The organism is Paraburkholderia susongensis (assembly GCF_900177725.1).
Lineage (GTDB): Bacteria > Pseudomonadota > Gammaproteobacteria > Burkholderiales > Burkholderiaceae > Paraburkholderia > Paraburkholderia susongensis.
In genome coordinates, this window is sequence record NZ_FXAT01000010.1 from 101,331 (window position 1) to 117,992 (window position 16,662).

The 16,662-nt window shown below is 63.1% G+C and carries 16 protein-coding genes and 2 pseudogenes; 7 read left to right on the forward strand and 11 right to left on the reverse strand.

Annotated elements, in window-relative coordinates:
• Nucleotides 1-161: 161 nt before the first annotated feature.
• Nucleotides 162-812, forward strand: coding sequence for a LysE family translocator (locus tag B9Z01_RS25380; RefSeq protein ID WP_085488158.1), 651 nt, complete (start codon nucleotides 162-164; stop codon nucleotides 810-812).
• A 95-nt stretch (nucleotides 813-907) separates the two neighbouring features.
• The gene (locus tag B9Z01_RS25385; protein ID WP_085488160.1) at nucleotides 908-1,270 is read left to right on the forward strand and encodes a hypothetical protein; all 363 of its coding nucleotides are present in this window, start codon (nucleotides 908-910) and stop codon (nucleotides 1,268-1,270) included.
• 21 nt (nucleotides 1,271-1,291) lie between these two features.
• Here B9Z01_RS25385 and B9Z01_RS25390 read toward each other — a convergent pair whose 3' ends face one another.
• The 3 genes from B9Z01_RS25390 to B9Z01_RS25400 all read right to left on the reverse strand — a co-directional run bounded on the left by B9Z01_RS25390 (nucleotide 1,292) and on the right by B9Z01_RS25400 (nucleotide 3,526).
• Nucleotides 1,292-1,795, reverse strand: coding sequence for a hypothetical protein (locus tag B9Z01_RS25390; RefSeq protein ID WP_085488162.1), 504 nt, complete (start codon nucleotides 1,793-1,795; stop codon nucleotides 1,292-1,294).
• Between the two features lie 43 nt (nucleotides 1,796-1,838).
• Entirely contained in the window at nucleotides 1,839-2,579 is a 741-nt protein-coding gene (locus B9Z01_RS25395; RefSeq protein ID WP_244196157.1) for an MFS transporter, read from the reverse strand.
• Nucleotides 2,580-2,674: 95 nt separating this feature from the next.
• Entirely contained in the window at nucleotides 2,675-3,526 is an 852-nt protein-coding gene (locus tag B9Z01_RS25400) for a class I SAM-dependent methyltransferase (RefSeq protein WP_085488166.1), read from the reverse strand.
• A gap of 84 nt (nucleotides 3,527-3,610) precedes the next feature.
• Here B9Z01_RS25400 and B9Z01_RS25405 point away from each other — a divergent pair, with 84 nt between their 5' ends.
• Nucleotides 3,611-4,582, forward strand: coding sequence for a LysR family transcriptional regulator (locus B9Z01_RS25405; protein ID WP_085488168.1), 972 nt, complete (start codon nucleotides 3,611-3,613; stop codon nucleotides 4,580-4,582).
• A gap of 70 nt (nucleotides 4,583-4,652) precedes the next feature.
• On the opposite strand, the gene B9Z01_RS25410 is transcribed toward B9Z01_RS25405, so the two are convergent.
• The 8 genes from B9Z01_RS25410 to B9Z01_RS25445 form a co-directional block, all read right to left on the reverse strand.
• Complete coding sequence (locus B9Z01_RS25410; RefSeq protein ID WP_085488170.1) at nucleotides 4,653-6,365, reverse strand: SulP family inorganic anion transporter; 1,713 nt, start codon at nucleotides 6,363-6,365, stop codon at nucleotides 4,653-4,655.
• A gap of 497 nt (nucleotides 6,366-6,862) precedes the next feature.
• Complete coding sequence (locus B9Z01_RS25415) at nucleotides 6,863-7,903, reverse strand: LacI family DNA-binding transcriptional regulator (protein WP_085488172.1); 1,041 nt, start codon at nucleotides 7,901-7,903, stop codon at nucleotides 6,863-6,865.
• Between the two features lie 45 nt (nucleotides 7,904-7,948).
• Nucleotides 7,949-9,124 carry an ABC transporter ATP-binding protein gene (locus B9Z01_RS25420; protein ID WP_085488174.1) on the reverse strand — a complete coding sequence of 392 codons (1,176 nt, stop codon included), beginning with the start codon at nucleotides 9,122-9,124 and terminating at the stop codon, nucleotides 7,949-7,951.
• Nucleotides 9,125-9,127: 3 nt separating this feature from the next.
• Entirely contained in the window at nucleotides 9,128-10,045 is a 918-nt protein-coding gene (locus tag B9Z01_RS25425; protein ID WP_085488176.1) for a carbohydrate ABC transporter permease, read from the reverse strand.
• The gene (locus tag B9Z01_RS25430) at nucleotides 10,042-11,010 is read right to left on the reverse strand and encodes a carbohydrate ABC transporter permease (RefSeq protein ID WP_085488178.1); all 969 of its coding nucleotides are present in this window, start codon (nucleotides 11,008-11,010) and stop codon (nucleotides 10,042-10,044) included. Before B9Z01_RS25430 ends, B9Z01_RS25425 begins: the two co-directional genes overlap by 4 nt.
• Before the next feature lie 8 nt (nucleotides 11,011-11,018).
• Complete coding sequence (locus B9Z01_RS25435; RefSeq protein ID WP_085488180.1) at nucleotides 11,019-12,254, reverse strand: ABC transporter substrate-binding protein; 1,236 nt, start codon at nucleotides 12,252-12,254, stop codon at nucleotides 11,019-11,021.
• A gap of 122 nt (nucleotides 12,255-12,376) precedes the next feature.
• Nucleotides 12,377-13,795 carry a GH1 family beta-glucosidase gene (locus B9Z01_RS25440; protein ID WP_085488182.1) on the reverse strand — a complete coding sequence of 473 codons (1,419 nt, stop codon included), beginning with the start codon at nucleotides 13,793-13,795 and terminating at the stop codon, nucleotides 12,377-12,379.
• Between the two features lie 324 nt (nucleotides 13,796-14,119).
• Nucleotides 14,120-14,725: a TetR/AcrR family transcriptional regulator gene (locus B9Z01_RS25445; RefSeq protein WP_085488184.1), complete on the reverse strand. Its 606-nt coding sequence runs from the start codon at nucleotides 14,723-14,725 to the stop codon at nucleotides 14,120-14,122.
• A gap of 155 nt (nucleotides 14,726-14,880) precedes the next feature.
• Here B9Z01_RS25445 and B9Z01_RS25450 point away from each other — a divergent pair.
• The 4 genes and pseudogenes from B9Z01_RS25450 to B9Z01_RS25460 all read left to right on the forward strand — a co-directional run.
• Nucleotides 14,881-15,042, forward strand: a pseudogene (locus B9Z01_RS25450) (cysteine hydrolase); the annotation flags it as partial.
• A 2-nt stretch (nucleotides 15,043-15,044) separates the two neighbouring features.
• On the forward strand, nucleotides 15,045-15,374 hold the full coding sequence (locus B9Z01_RS25455) for a hypothetical protein (RefSeq protein ID WP_085488186.1): 330 nt from the start codon (nucleotides 15,045-15,047) through the stop codon (nucleotides 15,372-15,374).
• A gap of 4 nt (nucleotides 15,375-15,378) precedes the next feature.
• Nucleotides 15,379-15,694, forward strand: a pseudogene (locus tag B9Z01_RS35110) (MFS transporter); the annotation flags it as partial.
• A gap of 27 nt (nucleotides 15,695-15,721) precedes the next feature.
• Complete coding sequence (locus B9Z01_RS25460) at nucleotides 15,722-16,660, forward strand: ATP-binding cassette domain-containing protein (protein ID WP_275937520.1); 939 nt, start codon at nucleotides 15,722-15,724, stop codon at nucleotides 16,658-16,660.
• Nucleotides 16,661-16,662 lie beyond the last annotated feature (2 nt).

Sequence of the window (16,662 nt, forward strand, 5' to 3'; positions counted from 1 at the left end):
GCGCGTGAGTGGCGCTGGATGCGCCAAGGCGACATGAAACGCACACGGATTGTCCTGCCACACAAACGGGCAACTGTATCTGTGCGTTTCACGTAGCGGCGAGCAGAATCGCTACTCACGCGTCATCGAGCGCGTCCTGCCGCCTTCACGCCCTGCCCGCCATGATCGCCAGCCCTTTCACCAGTCCTTTTCTCACCGCCGATGTCCTGATCGCCTACAGCGCCTATTTCGTCGGCACCGCGAGCCCCGGGCCGAGCAATCTCGCGATCATGTCCCTCGCGATGAGCTCAGGCCGCCGCGCCGCGCTCGTGTTCGCACTCGGCGTCGTGTCGGGTTCGTTCTCGTGGGCGCTGCTCGCGTCGCTCGGTTTGTCGGCGGTGCTCGCGAGCTACTCGCAATGCCTCGTCGCGATCAGGATCGCCGGCGGTCTGTATCTGCTGTGGCTCGGCTTCAAGTCCGCGCGCTCGGCGCTCGGCGCCGGCAAGCCGGCCGCGAGTGCGGCACGGACCGGCGAGCCGCTCGGGCGGCTTTATCTGCGCGGGCTGCTGCTGCATCTCACGAATCCGAAAGCGGTGCTCGTCTGGCTGTCGATCGTCTCGCTCGCGATGTCGCCGGTGCACGGCGCGGCGCACGTGCTGCCGGTGGTGCTCGGCTGCATGGCGATTGGCGCGACGGTGTTCAGCAGCTACGCGGTGCTGTTTTCCACGGCGTCCGCACGGCGCATCTACGTGGCGATCCGGCGCTGGCTCGACGGCTCGCTCGCGATCATGTTCGGCATTGCGGGGCTCAAACTGCTGACGTCGAAAAGCTAGCCCGCTTCGACGCGCACCGCTGTTGCGCCGCTGCTCTGCGATACTGGCGTCCTGGCAATACGGATGGCCCATCGCAAGGCGCGCTGACAGACACGATGAACGGCAACAACACGAACAACGGCAACGAGGCAGGCCAGGCGGCATCACGCTCGCCACTGCGAAAGCGGCTCTATTTCACCGGAGCCGCGATCCTGCTCGCCGGGCTGATTGCAGCGGCGCTCATCTATGCGAGCGCGCCATCGCCCGATAGCGCCGTCGCGATGTACAGCGCGGTCGACCCGCGCTACCAGATCGAGCTGCAACGAATCGGCGGCAACGCGGCGGTGTTGATGGCGCAGCTTCATCAATGGTTCGACAGCTTGTGGCACGGCGTTGCGCTCGCTTATACGGTCGCGGTGCTCGGCATCGTGCTCGCAGGCGTGTGCTTTTTCATCGGCCATTTTTTCGCGGATGATTGAGCGCCGTGGTTTGCGCAAGCATCAATAGCTCGGAACCCTCCTGGGCTGAGGGCGCAGTAGCAGATAGAAAGCGGCAACATGCGTAATCGCCAGCAGAGGCACATAGATGATCGGGATCGCGTACGCGGCGCCCAGTTCTCCCGCGTGTGCAGGAAGACCGACCTGGATGGCGTGGTAGTAGTCGAGAATGAGGTCGGTCGCTCCCATCACATTGAAGGCTACGACGAACAGCCAAAAGAGCGGGCGTACTCGTGCAGTGAGTAGCGCCAGCATCGCCAGCACTCCCGTTGCGAAGTCGCCATAGGCGGCGAATACGGCGAAGCTGGCAGGCAGTTGGGGACTGACGACGCCGGGCAGGATAAAGACCAGCCCGAAGAATCGAAAGCTGTGCAAGGTGGCGATCGCGCGTTGCGCTTCGAACGGGTCCATCGACTTGAGCTTGGGCCAGACGTAGACGCCGCAGCAAAGCAGCCAGGCAACGTAGCCCAGGACGAGATGCAACTGGAAGAGAAATTGCGTTGTCATGCCGCCTCCTGTCTGGTGTTGCCGGGCATGTAGATGAAAAAAATCAGCCGGCGCGCCGGCGGATCAACTGGCGCAGCGACAGCGCGTGCAGCAGGATCGAGCCTGGCACCACGAAAGCCGGGGTCAGCACATACGGATAAGCGCCGGCGTTAATGCCCGCTACATTCGGAACGATCAACTGGAACCGGCCGGGCGAGGTGATCAGCCCCAACGTAATCGCGACGGCGAAATCGGCGAGGCCCAGGATGTTCCAGGCGATCGCCGCCTTGCGCCCTTGAGCCGCGCCGCTTGCGAGAGCGATTGCCGTCGGCAGGGCGAACAGGCCGGTCAGCACATCGCCAGTTCCCGCCGGCAGCGCCGCGAGGCCCGGCAGCAGGCCGTGCAGCCAGGCAGCGAGAGCCCAACCGCCGAACACCCGGTAAAACTGAAGCGCGACGAGCCAGGCCGCCGGAATCGCGTCGAGCACCTTGCCCACCCGCTTCGAGAACAGCAGCAGCGGCGCGCCAATGATGACCGGCAGGAAGATCGCCATGGGCAACCAGGGCACCGGTGAAGGTGAGGCGCCCAGGCGAAAGACGCCATGGATCGCTGCGCTCCAGACGATCGCGAACCAAAGCGTGTGCGGGATGATGACCGCAAGCCAGGTCGTGCGGCGCTGGTTCGGCGTCAGGTCCGTGCTTTCGAGGCCGAGCCACAAGCCGACCGCGATGAACGCATGGGCGATCAACTGGTGTGCCGTGGTTTGAGCGCCACTGTCCGGGATAATCGGCTGCCAGTAGATCAACGCAATCCACAGGGCCGTAAGCGGAGCGAGCCATAGCACGATGCGCCAGGCTGGGCGCGGTGCGACGATCCCAGCGAAAATCGGCGGGGCGTTCATCAGCGGTTCCCCTCATGAGCGGGTGTCGTCATGGGCGCGGCCTCGAACACAGCGGTGAGAATCTCGAGCCGGCCTTCAAGGAGATTTCGCCCCAGGTTGGCGGCAAGCTCCGCAAAATCCGGCCCCATCACCACGCCGAGATTGGGTGACGGCGGCAGCCCTGACGCACGCAGTTCGGTGAACCAGGCCTTTGCAGCCTCGGTGTCGTTTTGCCATGCCAACGTGTGGAAACCCGCTTGTTCGATCGCCGTGCGCGTTGCATCGGCCGTGAGGAGAAAGCTCGTTGCCGGTGTTCGCGACCATGGAACGGGGTAGTACGGTTCGCTGCCGTTTGCGACGACGTCGAAGATCGCGAACCTGCCGCCTGGTTTCAGTACGCGACGGATCTCCTCGTATAGCCGTGTGCGCTCGGCAATGTTCATCGCCACGTGCTGCAGCAATACGGCGTCGAAACAGTTGCTGTCGAAGGGAAGATCCAGTGCGCTGCCGGAGTGGAACGACACCCGTTCGCCCTGCCCTGTGCGCTGGGTGAGATAGCGTGCGGCCTCCACGAATGGCTCGCTGAGGTCGATACCGGTCACCCGGCAGCCCCGGGTTGCAGCCAGAAAGCGGGCCGGCCCGCCAACGCCCGAACCCACGTCCAGCACCGACATGTCGGCAGTGATTCCGGCCAGGTGAGCAAGATCGGCGGTGGCGGCAAGCCCGCGTGTGTGAAAGTGGTCAAGGGCGGCCAGTTGCCGCGGTGTGAGCGGCTGATCCTCCGGCCCAAAGACCGTGAGCGCGACCTTCAACCGCTCAGTCAGGCCAGTCGCACGATAGTGTTCGCGCGCGCCATCAAGTGCATCAGTCATTGCAAAACTCCTACTCCTGAGTGACAGGTACCAGGTGTACCATCGTTTTGCGTGAGCGACTATTCATCACAATGTTGACGGGCTATGAAGCAGAACTTCACAGTCAGGCAGGGCGCACTCGATGGCGTGGAAGCGTTCCTGAGCGTTGCCAGGTATCGCAGTTTTCGCAGGGCGGCGGCGGAGCTCGGGGTGACGCCGTCCGCCATTAGCCAGGCCGTGCGCGTACTCGAAGAGCGCATCGGCGCAGCGCTGTTCACGCGCACCACGCGTAGCGTTGGCCTGACAGAAGCCGGCGAGCGGTTTCTTTCGCGCGCAAAGCCTGCCTTCGAGGAGCTCGTCGCCGCCGGCGAGGTGGCGCGCGGACTCGGACAGCGGCCCGCCGGATTGCTGCGTCTCGCAGTGCCGCGCGCGATCGTCCCGCTCCTGCTGGAGCCGCTGATTGCGTCCTTCTGCAAGGCTTATCCCGAGGTCGAGGTGGAGATTGCCGCAAGCAAGGAGCTGGTCGATCTTGCCGCGGAAGGATTCGACGCGGGCATCCGGCTGGGCCAGTTCGTCGACGCCGATATGGTCGCGGTGCCGATGACGCCACCGTTTCGTCTCGCTGTCGTTGGCAGTCCTGTCTACCTCGCGGAGCACAGCCGGCCTGAGCGCCCTGGCGATCTGCGCCAGCACGCATGCTTGCGATGGCGGCGCTCCAACGGCGCGCTCGCGCTATGGTCGTTCAACGACAACGGCCAGGCGATCGAGATTGCCGTATCCGGCCCGCTCATCGCCAGTGACTTTCCCACCATGCTCGGCGCGGCGATAGAAGGCCTGGGCCTGGCCCAGCTGCCTGAGCCGCTGGCCGCCGACGGGTTGAAAGCGGGAAAACTGATCCACGTGCTGGAGGCGTACGCGCCGGTGATGCCGGGAGTCTTTCTCTGCTATCCGGGCCGCCGGCAGATCATGCCGAAGCTGCGCGCGTTCATCGATCATGTGAAGAGCCGCACGACAGGCGATGGCAAGGTTCCGATACAAGTTGATGCAAAGCGTGCCGGGGCGCGGAAAAAAGGCTGATGGCCTGCGCGAATGCCATGCATGGGACCATGCTCGCCCCCACCCGCCACGACACGCCTCTCACGGCCCCCTACGGCGCGCCCTTCACCTGCTCATGCGGTTTGTCGACGCCCGCCATAATCAGCGCCTCGTGCAGCGTGCCGAAAATGCAGCGCTCCTCGACGATCGGCGTAATCCCGTGCCGATCCATGTCCGAGCGCAGATAGCGGTTCACGCGCGCGAAGATCACCTCGATGCCGCTGCGCTTGAGCGACGCGCACAGCTCGCCCACCGAGCGCGCCGCCGAATAGTCCAGATCAGTGATCGCGCTCGCGTCGACGACGAACCAGTGCACCGGGTTCGGCGCGTGCTCAATCAGGTTGCGCGTGTCGTCGGAGAAAAAGTGATCGTTGGCGTAGAACAGATCGGCGCCGAAGCGATAGACGATCAAGCCCGGCGAGGTCTCCATGCCGGGCACCGCCGGCACCGGCACCCATAGCCCGTCGCCGTTGGGCGCGAGCATCATCGTGTGCGGACGATAGCTGTGCCTCACGTGCCGCAGCAGCGACAGCGCGACCGCCACCAGAATGCCGTGCTCGACGCCGATCAGCACGACCGCCGCCGCCGTGAACACCGCGAGCGCGAATTCGCCGGGACTTTCGCGGCGAATCGCAAACAGCGACTGCAAATTGACGAGCCCGACCGCGATCGTAAACACGATGCTCGCGAGAATACAGTGCGGCAGGTACTGCAGGTAGCGGCTGAAAAACAGCAGCACCACCACCACGACCGCCGCGAAAGCGAGCTGCGCAAGCTGGCTGCGCGTGCCGGCGCGATCGGCCATCGCGGTCTGCGTCGGGCTGCCGTTGACGACGAACGCTCCCGAGAACGCGGCCGCTGCATTGGCGGCCGCGATGCCGAGCAGGTCGGCGTTGATGTCGACCGTTTCGTGATAACGCTCGGCGAACACGCGGCTCGCGGCGGCGCTTTGCGCGACGATCATCACGAAACAGGACGCGGCGACCGGCACCAGGTCGAGCATCTGCTGCCACGTCACCGACGGAATGCGCAGCGGCGGCAGTCCGCCCGCCACCGGCCCGAGGATCGAGATGCCATGCGCGGTGAAATCGAATGCGTCGCTCGCGGCAATGCCCGCCACGACCGCGATCAACGGCACCGGCAGGCGCGGCCAGAAGCGCTTGCTGACGAGAATCGCGACCACCACGAGCGCCGAAATCGCGAGCGTCGGCAGATGGATCTGTGCGGCGTCGCGCACCACGAGCAGCAGTTGATCGACGCTGCGCGCGGCGTGCCCGGACAAGCCGAGCATGTCGCCGAGCATGGCGATGCCGACCTGCACGCCGACGCCCGCGAGAAAGCCGACCAGCACGGTGCGCGACAGGAAATCGGCGAGAAAGCCGAGCTTGAAGATGCGCGCGATGAGCAGCAGCGCGGCGGTGAGCAGCGCGACCATCGCGGCGAGCGCGGCGTATTCGGCGCTCGAGGCGGGCGCCATCGTCGAGAGCCGGCTCGCGAAAATCGTGGCGGTGGCGGAGTCGGCGGCAACGACCAGATGCCGCGATGCGCCGAAAAACGCAAACGCGACGAGCGGCAGGAAAACGGTGTAAAGCCCGGTGACGGCGGGCATGCCGGCAATGCGCGCGTAGCCGAGCACCTGCGGAATGTCCATCGACGCAAGCTGCACGCCGGCCAGCGCATCGCGCGCTGCCGCGGCCGGGCTCAAAGGAAGAACGCCTTTTAGCACGCTGAAGCGTGCCGTCATCTTCACCAGAAAATCTCGCATACGCGATGCAGCCCTCTAACAAAAGGTTATCGCGCATCGTGCCGTGAGTCGGCACGCAAAGGCAAGACTTGACTGATGTTCAGATGGACTACCGGAAAAACGGAAAACAGGAAAGCAGATCGAAAGAAAACAAACGACTTGCTAACTGGAAGCTAACTACAAACGAAACTCTTCCCGGCGCCGCCGCGAAGAAAACAGACTTGAGGATTTAACGTTTGAAGTGTCCTGTCTGCGGATCCACATGACTCGCAAAACCAAACAGCGCAGCGATGCAGATAGGACAGGCGATCAGAAAGACAGCCAACATGACACGCACCCCGTAACAGATTATTACGGAAAAGTTTAAGGGATTTGTACGCGAATTGAATGAGGGAAAACCGCAAAGCACCATTGCAAAAGATTACATAAATCTTAACGAAAGGCGGTGACGACGCTTGGGGAAAACAGAAAAACGCGGAAAACGATGCGTAAAAACCAACGCTTCCGGCGTGCGCCCGTCACCGCGGCTTCTTCTTCGCCTCCGGCGCCGGCCCCACCGACTCGCGCATCGTCACGCTCACCGGAAACTCGCGGAAAATCTCCCACGTGGTCTGGTAGCACTGATTGACGAGCCAGCGCACCGCGTTCTGCGTCAGCTCCGCGATCGGAATATGGACCGACGTGAGCCCCGGCGCCGCATACGCTGCCGAGTAATCGTCGTCGTAGCCGATCACCGAAATGTCGTTCGGCACCGAAATGCCCGCCTGATGAAAACGCGCGAGCACGCTCACCGCCATCGTGTCGTTCGCGCAAAAGAGGCCCGTCACGCGCCGCTTCGAATCGAGCAGCTTCTGCGCGGCCGCATAGCCGCCTTCGGGTGAGAAGTCCGATTCGATCAGCGTGACGTCGTCGCGCGCAATGCCGGCGCGCGCGAGTTCGGCGAAAAAGCCGTCGATCCGTATCACGTTGTCCGACGCGGTGGACGGTCCGGAAATCACCGCGATCTCGCGATGCCCATGATCGAGCAGCGTGCGCGCGGCCAGTTCGCCGCCGCGCCAATGGTCCGCGGAGAACGACGCTTCCGGCAACTGCTCGAACGCGCGGTTGAGAAACACCATCTTCGGGTGCATCCGATGCAGCATGATCAGGTCTTCGTCATGCAGATCGTGGCTGATGACGACCACGCCGTCGCAATCGCGGCCGATCAGAAAGCGCACCGCCTCGATCGCCTGCTCGCGCGGCGACACTTCTCCGCAGCCGGTCGCGACCACCACATGGCGGTGCACCGCGCGCAGCTCGGTGTCGGTCTGCTTCAGAATCGTGCCGTAGTAGGAGCCGAAAAAAGTCGGCACGAAGATGCCGATGATGCCGAGCTGCTGCGTCGCCATCGCCCGGCCGATCGACGACGGGCGGAAGTTCAGCGCCTCGATCGCCGCTTTCACGCGAGCGGCGGCATCGGCTGAAATCGGTCCTTTACCGGAAATGGCTCGTGAGGCGGTCGACATGCCCACGCCGGCCAGTTCCGCGACGTCCTTGAGTGTAGCCACGCGGTTCTCCATCAAGCCTTGTTTCGACGAGCCGCCTTGCGCGTTCGCTGTGCGGCGTTACAGGCGCGCGCCGCCCGCTTCGTCGAACAGCGAGACATGCGCGGCGTCGAGCGAAAACGCCACGGTGTCGCCTTCCGCGAGCGGCGCTTTGGTCTGGTCGATCGACGCGATCTGCTCGCCATGATAGTCGAGCCAGATCACGCGGTGGTTGCCCATCGGCTCCACCAGCGAAACTTTTGCGCGCTCGCTCCCTGCTTCGGCGACGTGCACGTCTTCGGCGCGCACGCCGAGCACGCACGTCTGCCCTTGCACCGGCGCTTCGCTGAATGCGTACGACGATACGTCGAGCCGCCAGTGAGCGGTGCAAAACTGAACCGCGCCGTCGCGTAGCTCGAGCGTGCCCTTGAGCAGATTCATCGCGGGCGAGCCGAGGAACGTCGCGACGAACAGGTTGTTCGGGCGCGCGTAGACCTCGGCGGGCGTGCCGAACTGCTGGATCACGCCGCCGCGCATCACCGCCATGCGGGTCGCGAGCGTCATCGCTTCGACCTGGTCGTGCGTCACGTAGATCATCGTCGCGCCGAGCCGCTGATGCAGCTGCTTCAGCTCGCGGCGCAATTCGGTGCGCAGCTTCGCGTCGAGATTCGACAGCGGTTCGTCGAACAGGAACACGTCGGCTTCACGCACGATCGCGCGGCCGATGGCGACGCGTTGCCGCTGTCCGCCCGACAGTTGCGCCGGCTTGCGTTTGAGCAGCGGCCCGAGTTGCAGCATCTCGGAGGCGCGCGCGACGCGGCGCGCGATTTCCGCCTTCGGCGTGCCGTTGATGCGCAGCGCGAACGACAGGTTGCGCTCGACGCTCATCGTCGGATACAGCGCGTATGACTGGAACACGAGCGCGATGCGGCGATCCTTCGGGTCGGCCCACGTCATGTCCTCGCCGGCGATCTCGATGCTGCCGTCGCTCACGTCGATCAGCCCCGCGATGCTGTGCAGCAGCGTGGACTTGCCGCAGCCCGACGGCCCGAGCAGCACGACGAACTCGCCCGCGAGCACGTCGAGATCGAGGTTTTCGATCACCGTGTTCGAGCCGAGGCGGATCGTCAGATTGCGGATCGCGACGTTGGCCGGCTGCGCGAGCGCCGCCGCATCCGCGCCTGCTCTTTCACCCGCCGTTGCACCGGGCGCGCCGGCCGCATCGGCGACATTCATCGTATTAGCCACGTTTGCCATGCCCTACCCCTTGACGGCGCCCGACGCAATGCCGCGCACGAACCAGCGGCCTGAAATGAAGTAGACCGCGAGCGGCACCATCGACGTCAGAATGGTCGCCGCCATGTTGACGTTGTAAAGCCGCTCGCCGGTCGTCGTGTTGATGATGTTGTTCAGCTGCACCGTCATCGGCAGGTTCTTCGTGCCGGCGAACACGAGGCCCAGAATGAAGTCGTTCCAGATGTTCGTGACCTGCATGATGAGCGCGACGACGATGATCGGCGTCGACATCGGCAGCATCAGCTGAAAGAAGATGCGCCAGAAGCTGCCGCCGTCGATGCGCGCGGCCTTGAACAGCTCCTGCGGAATCGACGCGTAGTAGTTGCGGAACAGCAGCGTCATCACCGGCATGCCGAAGATCGTATGAATCACGACGATGCCCGGCAGCGAGCTGAACAGATGCACGCTCGCGAGCACGCGCACGAGCGGATAGACCATCACCTGCACCGGAATGAACGCGCCCATCAGCAGCACGCCGAACAGCAGGCCCGCGCCGCGCGGCCGCCAGAACGACAGCGCATAGCCGTTCACCGCGCCGACCATGATCGACAGCACCGTACTCGGCACGACGATGCGCACCGAGTTCCAGAAGCCCACGCGAATGCCGTTGCAGTCGAGCCCGGTGCAAGCGGATTGCCAGGCGGCGCTCCATGCGTCGAGCGTGAAATGCGCCGGAAAGGCAAGCAGATTGCCGAGGCGAATCTCGCTCATCGGCTTCACCGACGTGACCAGCATCACGTAGAGCGGCAGCAGAAAGAACGCGGCCGCGGTGAGCAGAAACGCGTAGATGCCGAGGCGCGCCGGCGAAAACACCGCACGGCGAGGCCGTGCCGGCGCGCGGTGCGCAGCGCCGCCTCTGAGCGTGGTATGACTCGTGTTCATCCCCTCTCCCCACGCAGCGCCGCGCGGCTGCGCGCATAGAAGAACGGCGCGAGAATCGCGAGCACGGTCGCGAGCAGAACGATCGACGCCGCCGACGCGAGACCGATGTTCGCGCGCCCGAACAGGTAATCCATGATGAATTTGGCCGGCACTTCGCTCGCGGTGCCGGGGCCGCCTTGCGTCATTGCCACCACGGCGTCGTAAAGCTTCACGACCATCACGAACAGCAGCACGAACGCGGTCGAGATCGACGGCCCGAGCATCGGCACGACGATGCTCGCATACACGCGCCAGCGCGGAATGCCGTCGATGCGCGCGGCCTTCCACAGTTCTTCGTCGATGCCGCGCAGGCCCGCGAGCATGAGCGCCATCACGAGCCCCGAGGCCTGCCACACGGTCGCAATCACGATCGTGTAGATGACCCAGTCCTGATCGACGATCCAGTCGAAGCGCGCATGCGTGAAGCCGATTCTGTGCAGCACCTGCTGCGCGCCGAGTTCGGGATTGAGAATCCACTGCCAGACGAGCCCGGTCGCGACGAACGACATCGCATACGGATAGAGAAACACCGTGCGCAACGCGCCTTCGGCAACGACGCGCTGATCGATGAAGATCGCCAGCAGCAGACCGATCACCATGCACGCGACGATGAAGCACGCGCCATAGATCACGATGTTCTGCAGCGACACGAGCCAGCGGTCGTTGTTGAAGAGCCGCGCGTATTGCGTGAGCCCCGCGAAGTCGTTCGAGGGAAACGTGTGCGAATTGCTGAGCGACACGCGCGCGGTCCAGACCATCGTGCCGAGATACGCGAACACGACGGTCACGAGCATCGGCAGCAAGGCCAGCCAGACCGCGATCGAAAACCGCCGTTTCAGCGGCTTGTTTTGCGGCCCGTTGCGAGACTGGCCACGCCTCTCGCCGTGCGACTTCGAACCATCCGCTGGCAGCTTGAGCGCGTGCATGGCGGCGCCTAGCCCTTCAGCGCGCTGGCGAACGCTTTCTGCGCGTCTTCAACCGACTCGTTCTTGTTCCAGAAGTTCGTCACGACGTCGGTCAGCGCGCCCTGTTCATCGGGCGTGAGCAGCATTTCCGGATTCGGCAGCTGACGCGACTTGTCCTTCATGATCGCGATGCCCTCCTTCGCGCAGATGTCGAGGCTGCTGTCGTCCACGTCGGGACGGATCGGAATCGAGCCTTTCTTCGCGCTGAACGCGACCTGCGCGGACGGCGAGGTCATGACCGTGGCGAGCAGGTTTTGCGCCTTGATCGCCGACGCGTTGTCGGTCTTCGGGAACACGAACACGTCGCCCGCGACGAGATACGGCGAATGCGGACCGAAACCCGGGAAGCAGCCGAAGTCCTTGCCGGCCGTCTGGTTGGCCGCCGAGAATTCGCCCTTCGCCCAGTCGCCCATGATCTGCACGCCCGCCTTGCCCGAAGTCACGAGCGCGGTCGCATCGTTCCAGTTGCGTCCCGGCGAGCCCGGATCGACGAAATCGTGCAACCGCTTGAACGACACGAGCACCTTTTTGAAGGCATCGGATTTCACCGCGTTCTGATCGTGATCGCGATAGACCTTCATATAGAGGTCGGGGCCGCCCACGTCGGCGAACACCGCGTCGAACGTGATCTTCTCCTGCCACGGCTGGCCGCCGAACGCGAGCGGAATCACGCCCGCGGCCTTGAGCTTGCCGAGATCGGCGATGAACTCGTCATAGCTCTTCGGCTCGCTCGTGATGCCCGCTTTCTGGAACACCGGCTTCGAGTAGAAATACCAGGCCGGCATGTGAATGTCGACCGGCGCGGCGTAGTAATGCCCCTTCACGCGGATGCTGTCGAGAATCGACTGCGGAAAAATCGCGTTCCAGTTCTCCTTCGCGGCAACGGCGTCGACGTTGTTGAGCATGCCCTGATCGATCAGGTCGTGAAACTGCTTGGACGTATTGAACTGCGCGGCCGTGGGCGGATCGCCGCCGACGATCCGGTTGATCGCGGTCGAGCGCGCCTGGTCCGCGCCCGCGACCGCGTTGTCGATCCACTGACCGCCGGCCTTATCGTATGCATCGGCAAACTGGCGAATCGCCGCCGATTCACCGCCCGAGGTCCACCAGTGAATCACGTTGGCCTTCAGCGGCTCCGCGTGCGCGACGACACCGTAGAACGCCAGTGCCGCGACCACGCCTCGCAAGACCATTCTGCTGTTCATTACGTCTCCTCCGGGCTCGCCGCCCGTGTGTCAAGTCCGATGTGTCAAGTCCCGTCCATCAAGTCGAAAGACAAACCAGCTCCACGCGGCTTCACCTCATTGCCGCGTCGTTCTTATCGTGGTCATTGCGCTCGCGCGTTGCGATCCTTGAGGAATTTCGCCACCAGTTCCGCGCTGCGCTTGATCGTGCGCTTCTGCGTAGCGTAGTCGATATGGACGATGCCGAAGCGCCGCTCGTAGCCGAACGCCCACTCGAAGTTGTCCATCAGCGACCACAGGAAATAGCCGCGCACGTCGACGCCTGCCTTGATCGCCTGATCGACCGCGGCAAGATGGCGCTTCAGGAACGAGATGCGCTGCGTGTCCTCGACGCGGCCGTCGACCACCTCGTCATTCGACGCCATGCCGTTTTCGGTGATGTAAATCGGCGGCAGATTTGCATAGGTCTCCTTGAAACCGATCAGCAGATCGCGCAGGCCGTCGGGGTACACCTCCCAGCCCATCTGCGTGCGCTCGACGCCTTCGAGCGGCACGTCCCTGAAGCCGTGCGCGCCGTCGCTCGCGAGACTGGTGCGGAAATAATAGTTGATGCCGAGAAAATCGAGCGGCGCGGCAATGGTTTGCATGTCGCCTTCGAGCACGAGCGGCTCGGTGCCCGGCCACAGCTCGACGAGGTCTTGCGGATACTCGCCCTTGAAAAGCGGATCGAGAATCCAGGCGTTGTGCTGGACCTCGTACAGCTCGGCCGCGCGGCGGTCGCCGGCGCTCTCGCTGTTCGGCGTGCCGCGCCCGACGTTCGCGACCAGGCCCTTGAGCGAGCGCGGATCGTTCGCGTGCAGTACCGGAATCGCGAGACCGTGCGCAAGCAGCAGATGGTGCATCGCCTGGGTGGCGAAGCGCCCGTTCGCGAGCCCCGGCGCGTGATGACCGTTGCCGTAGCCGAGATAGGCCGAGCACCACGGCTCGTTGAGCGTCGCCCAGGCGTCGACCAGGCCGTGCAGTTCGCGGCTCATGAGGTCGGCGTAGTCGGCGAAACGGTATGCGGTATCGCGATTGAGCCAGCCGCCGCGATCTTCGAGATGCTGCGGCAGGTCCCAGTGATAGAGCGTGACGAAGGTCGAGATGCCCTTCTCTTTCAGACGCCCGAGCAGGCGCTTGTAGAAGTCGAGCCCCTTGTGGTTCGGCGCGCCGTTCTCGTCCATCACGCGCGGCCATGCGGTCGAGAGCCGGTACGCTTCGAGGCCGAGGCCCGCGAGCAGGTTCACGTCCTCTTCCCAGCGATGATAGTGATCGCACGCGAGCGCGCCGGTGTCGCCGGCCAGCACCTTGCCGGGTGTCGCGGAGAACGTGTCCCAGATCGACGGCAGCCGGCCGTCTTCAGTGGCCGCGCCTTCGATCTGATACGAGGCCGTGGCCGCACCGAGCAGGAAGTTCGTGCGCCACAGCGACGAGTCGGCGGGCGGCGTGAACGGATCGGTGAGCGGATCGGTGAGCGATTGAGGGGGTTTGGCGTCGATGACGGCGGATGCGTCGTTTTCCACGGATTCTCCTGCGCTGAGGTCGTTGAACCGGGTGTGGCGGCAGTCGTCGCGCCACCGCTGGGGGTTGTTGCGAACTTATTGTGAACTTGCTTTGGGCTTGCTTCGGACTTCTTTCGAGACTATTTCCGGCATGGATGTGGAAGCGCTTCCACACGGACCAGCGAACGATAGCAGCGGGCAATTCCCGACAGCAATCAGGGTTTGTCTGGAGCTTGGCGGGTGAGCATCAGCGGGTGATGCGGGGTGCATTGACGGCGGGGGTTGGGATGTCCCGGGGGCGGTGGCCTCTCCAGTCACGACCTGAATCGCCGCCTCGAAATAGCCCTAGACCGACTGGCCACTATCCTGCGACGCAAGAAATCGGGTGACCAAAAGCTCCAGATAGTCGGCGCTGTCGCCCTTGCCCAGCTTTGGATCACGGATCAGCATGGTTCGCGCCCCATCAATGATCGCCATCAAGATAGCGGCCGTCATTTCGGCATCGAGTTCCGCGTCGATTCGCCCTTGTACCTGCGCTTTGCGCAGGAAATCCGCCAGCAACGCACGCAATGCGAGTGTATGCCGGCGCAGGATGTCGGCGAGTTCGGTGTTGCGGCCGGCCTCGGCCAGCACGTCGAACACCAGCGATTCCTTGATCAAACCGCGTTTCGTCTTTGTGCTTTCCGCAATGAAGGCGCGGATGGGATCGGGGCTTTGCATCATCTGCTCGAAATGCTCGGCCGCTCTCGCCAGGCCACCTTCAGTCATCGCGCTAACGATGGCCTCCTTGTTGGGAAAGTAGTGATACAGATGGCCAGCACTCATCCCTGCTTCGGCGCAGATCTCCGAGATGCTGGCCCCGCGGAAGCCGTCACGGGCGAAGCACCGCGCAGCAGCCTGCAGGATTTGCTGCCGTCGTTCTTCGTGTTTCTCTGGGTCAACCTTTCGCACAACATCGCCTCTTAGTTAGAGCGATCATCCTAACATATCTTGACGCGGTGTCATGATGACAATATTATTAGATTGATCGTTCTATCTATGAATATCGGCAGGATACTCATGCGTAAAAATCCGCTTGTCATCGGTCGCATCGTGCAGGCGGGGTGCGCCAGGCCTATGAGGTCGGTTTCAACGTCACGCTCGCGACGAACGCCATGACCGACATGCAGTCCGATGCCCATACCTACAGCATCACGTGCGTTTTTCCCAGGCTCGGTGAGACCGGAACGACGCAGGAAATCATCAACCTACTGAAGAAGAGTGCTTAACCATGAATTGGATTCACGACGTGTCGTACTTTTTCGGCGGCGCTTTTCTCGCGAACGCCATTCCGCATTTCGTCAGCGGCATGATGGGGCGGGCCTTTCAGAGCCCGTTCGCCAAGCCGCCTGGCGAAGGTCTTTCGTCCTCCACCGTGAACGTGCTATGGGGGTTTGCGAACTTCGTCATCGCCTACGTGCTCATCGCCCGTGCGGGAAATTTCGACCTACGCACGGTGGACCAAATCATTGCTGTAGGTGCGGGGATTCTGCTTATGGGCTTGATGTCCGCGCGCTTGTTCGGACGGTTTCACGGCGGCAATTCGCCTACGGGCTCGTGAGGGCATGGCCAAGGGCACATTCCGTTCGCTGAAGGTCTTCAACTATCGTGTCTGGGCCATCGGCTCGCTTGTCTCCAATGTTGGAACATGGATGCAGCGCACCGCCCAGCCTGCAGTTCGGCCCGCAGCTTCTTCTGCTGCCCTGGACCGGCTATGCGGCCGATCGCTTCGAGCGGCGCAAGCTCCTGATCGTCACCCAGGCGGCTTCAGGTTTCCTGGCTCTCATCCTTGGTCTTCTCTGCGTCACGGAGCTTGTCCAACTATGGCATGTGTATGTGATCGCGTTCTATAGCCGAGATAAATCCTTGATAAATGCTCCCGATAAAACACAAGAGCTCGCCATCGAAGTGCATGGTCTGGTCAAAGCTTTCGGTAAACACCGGGCCGTTGACGACCTAAGCTTCTGCGTGCCGAGTGGGTGCATCTACGGGGTCCTCGGCCCTAATGGCGCGGGCAAAACAACGACCATCAATATACTGGCAACCTTGCTCAGAGCTGATGCAGGTGTTGCTAAAGTATTCGGATACGACGTTACCCAATACCCGCAGATTGTCCGCCAGTTGATCGGCGTCACAGGCCAGTACGCCTCGGTGGATGAGACCCTGTCCGCCACCGAAAACCTGGTGATCTTCTCGCGACTGCTTGGCCTGAGCGCGCAGCAGGCCAGGCGGAAAGCCAGCTCCTTGCTGGAAGAGTTCGGCCTGACTGAGGCGGCCATGCGTCCCCTGAGCCAGTTTTCAGGCGGCATGCGGCGCCGACTGGATCTCGCTGCCAGCCTGATTGCACAGCCGCCGCTTATCTTTCTGGACGAGCCGACCACAGGCCTGGATCCACGCACGCGCTCCCAAATGTGGGACACGATCCGCCGTCTGGTGCGCACTGGCTCGACTGTGCTGTTGACTACTCAATACCTGGACGAAGCCGACCAGTTGGCGAGCCGGATCGTCGTTGTTGATCATGGCAAAGTCGTCGCCGAAGGCACGCCGGACGAATTGAAGAAGCGTGTCGGCACGGCCACGTTGCACTTGCGTTTGAGCGACACCATGCAACTGCCCGCAGCCCAGCAGATCGTTGAACAGCATCTGGGCCTCAAGGCTAACCGTTCGCCGGACACTGGCACATTAAGCGCGCCTATGATCGATGCCGATAAAGTCACCGCCGTGTTGATAAGTCTGCGCGGAGCGGGCGTCCATGTGAGTGAAATGAGCGTTCAGAAGCCGACGCTGGACGAAGTGTTTCTGACCCTGACGGGTCAAGGCGTGAAGGTAAAAGGAGACCCGTTATGACT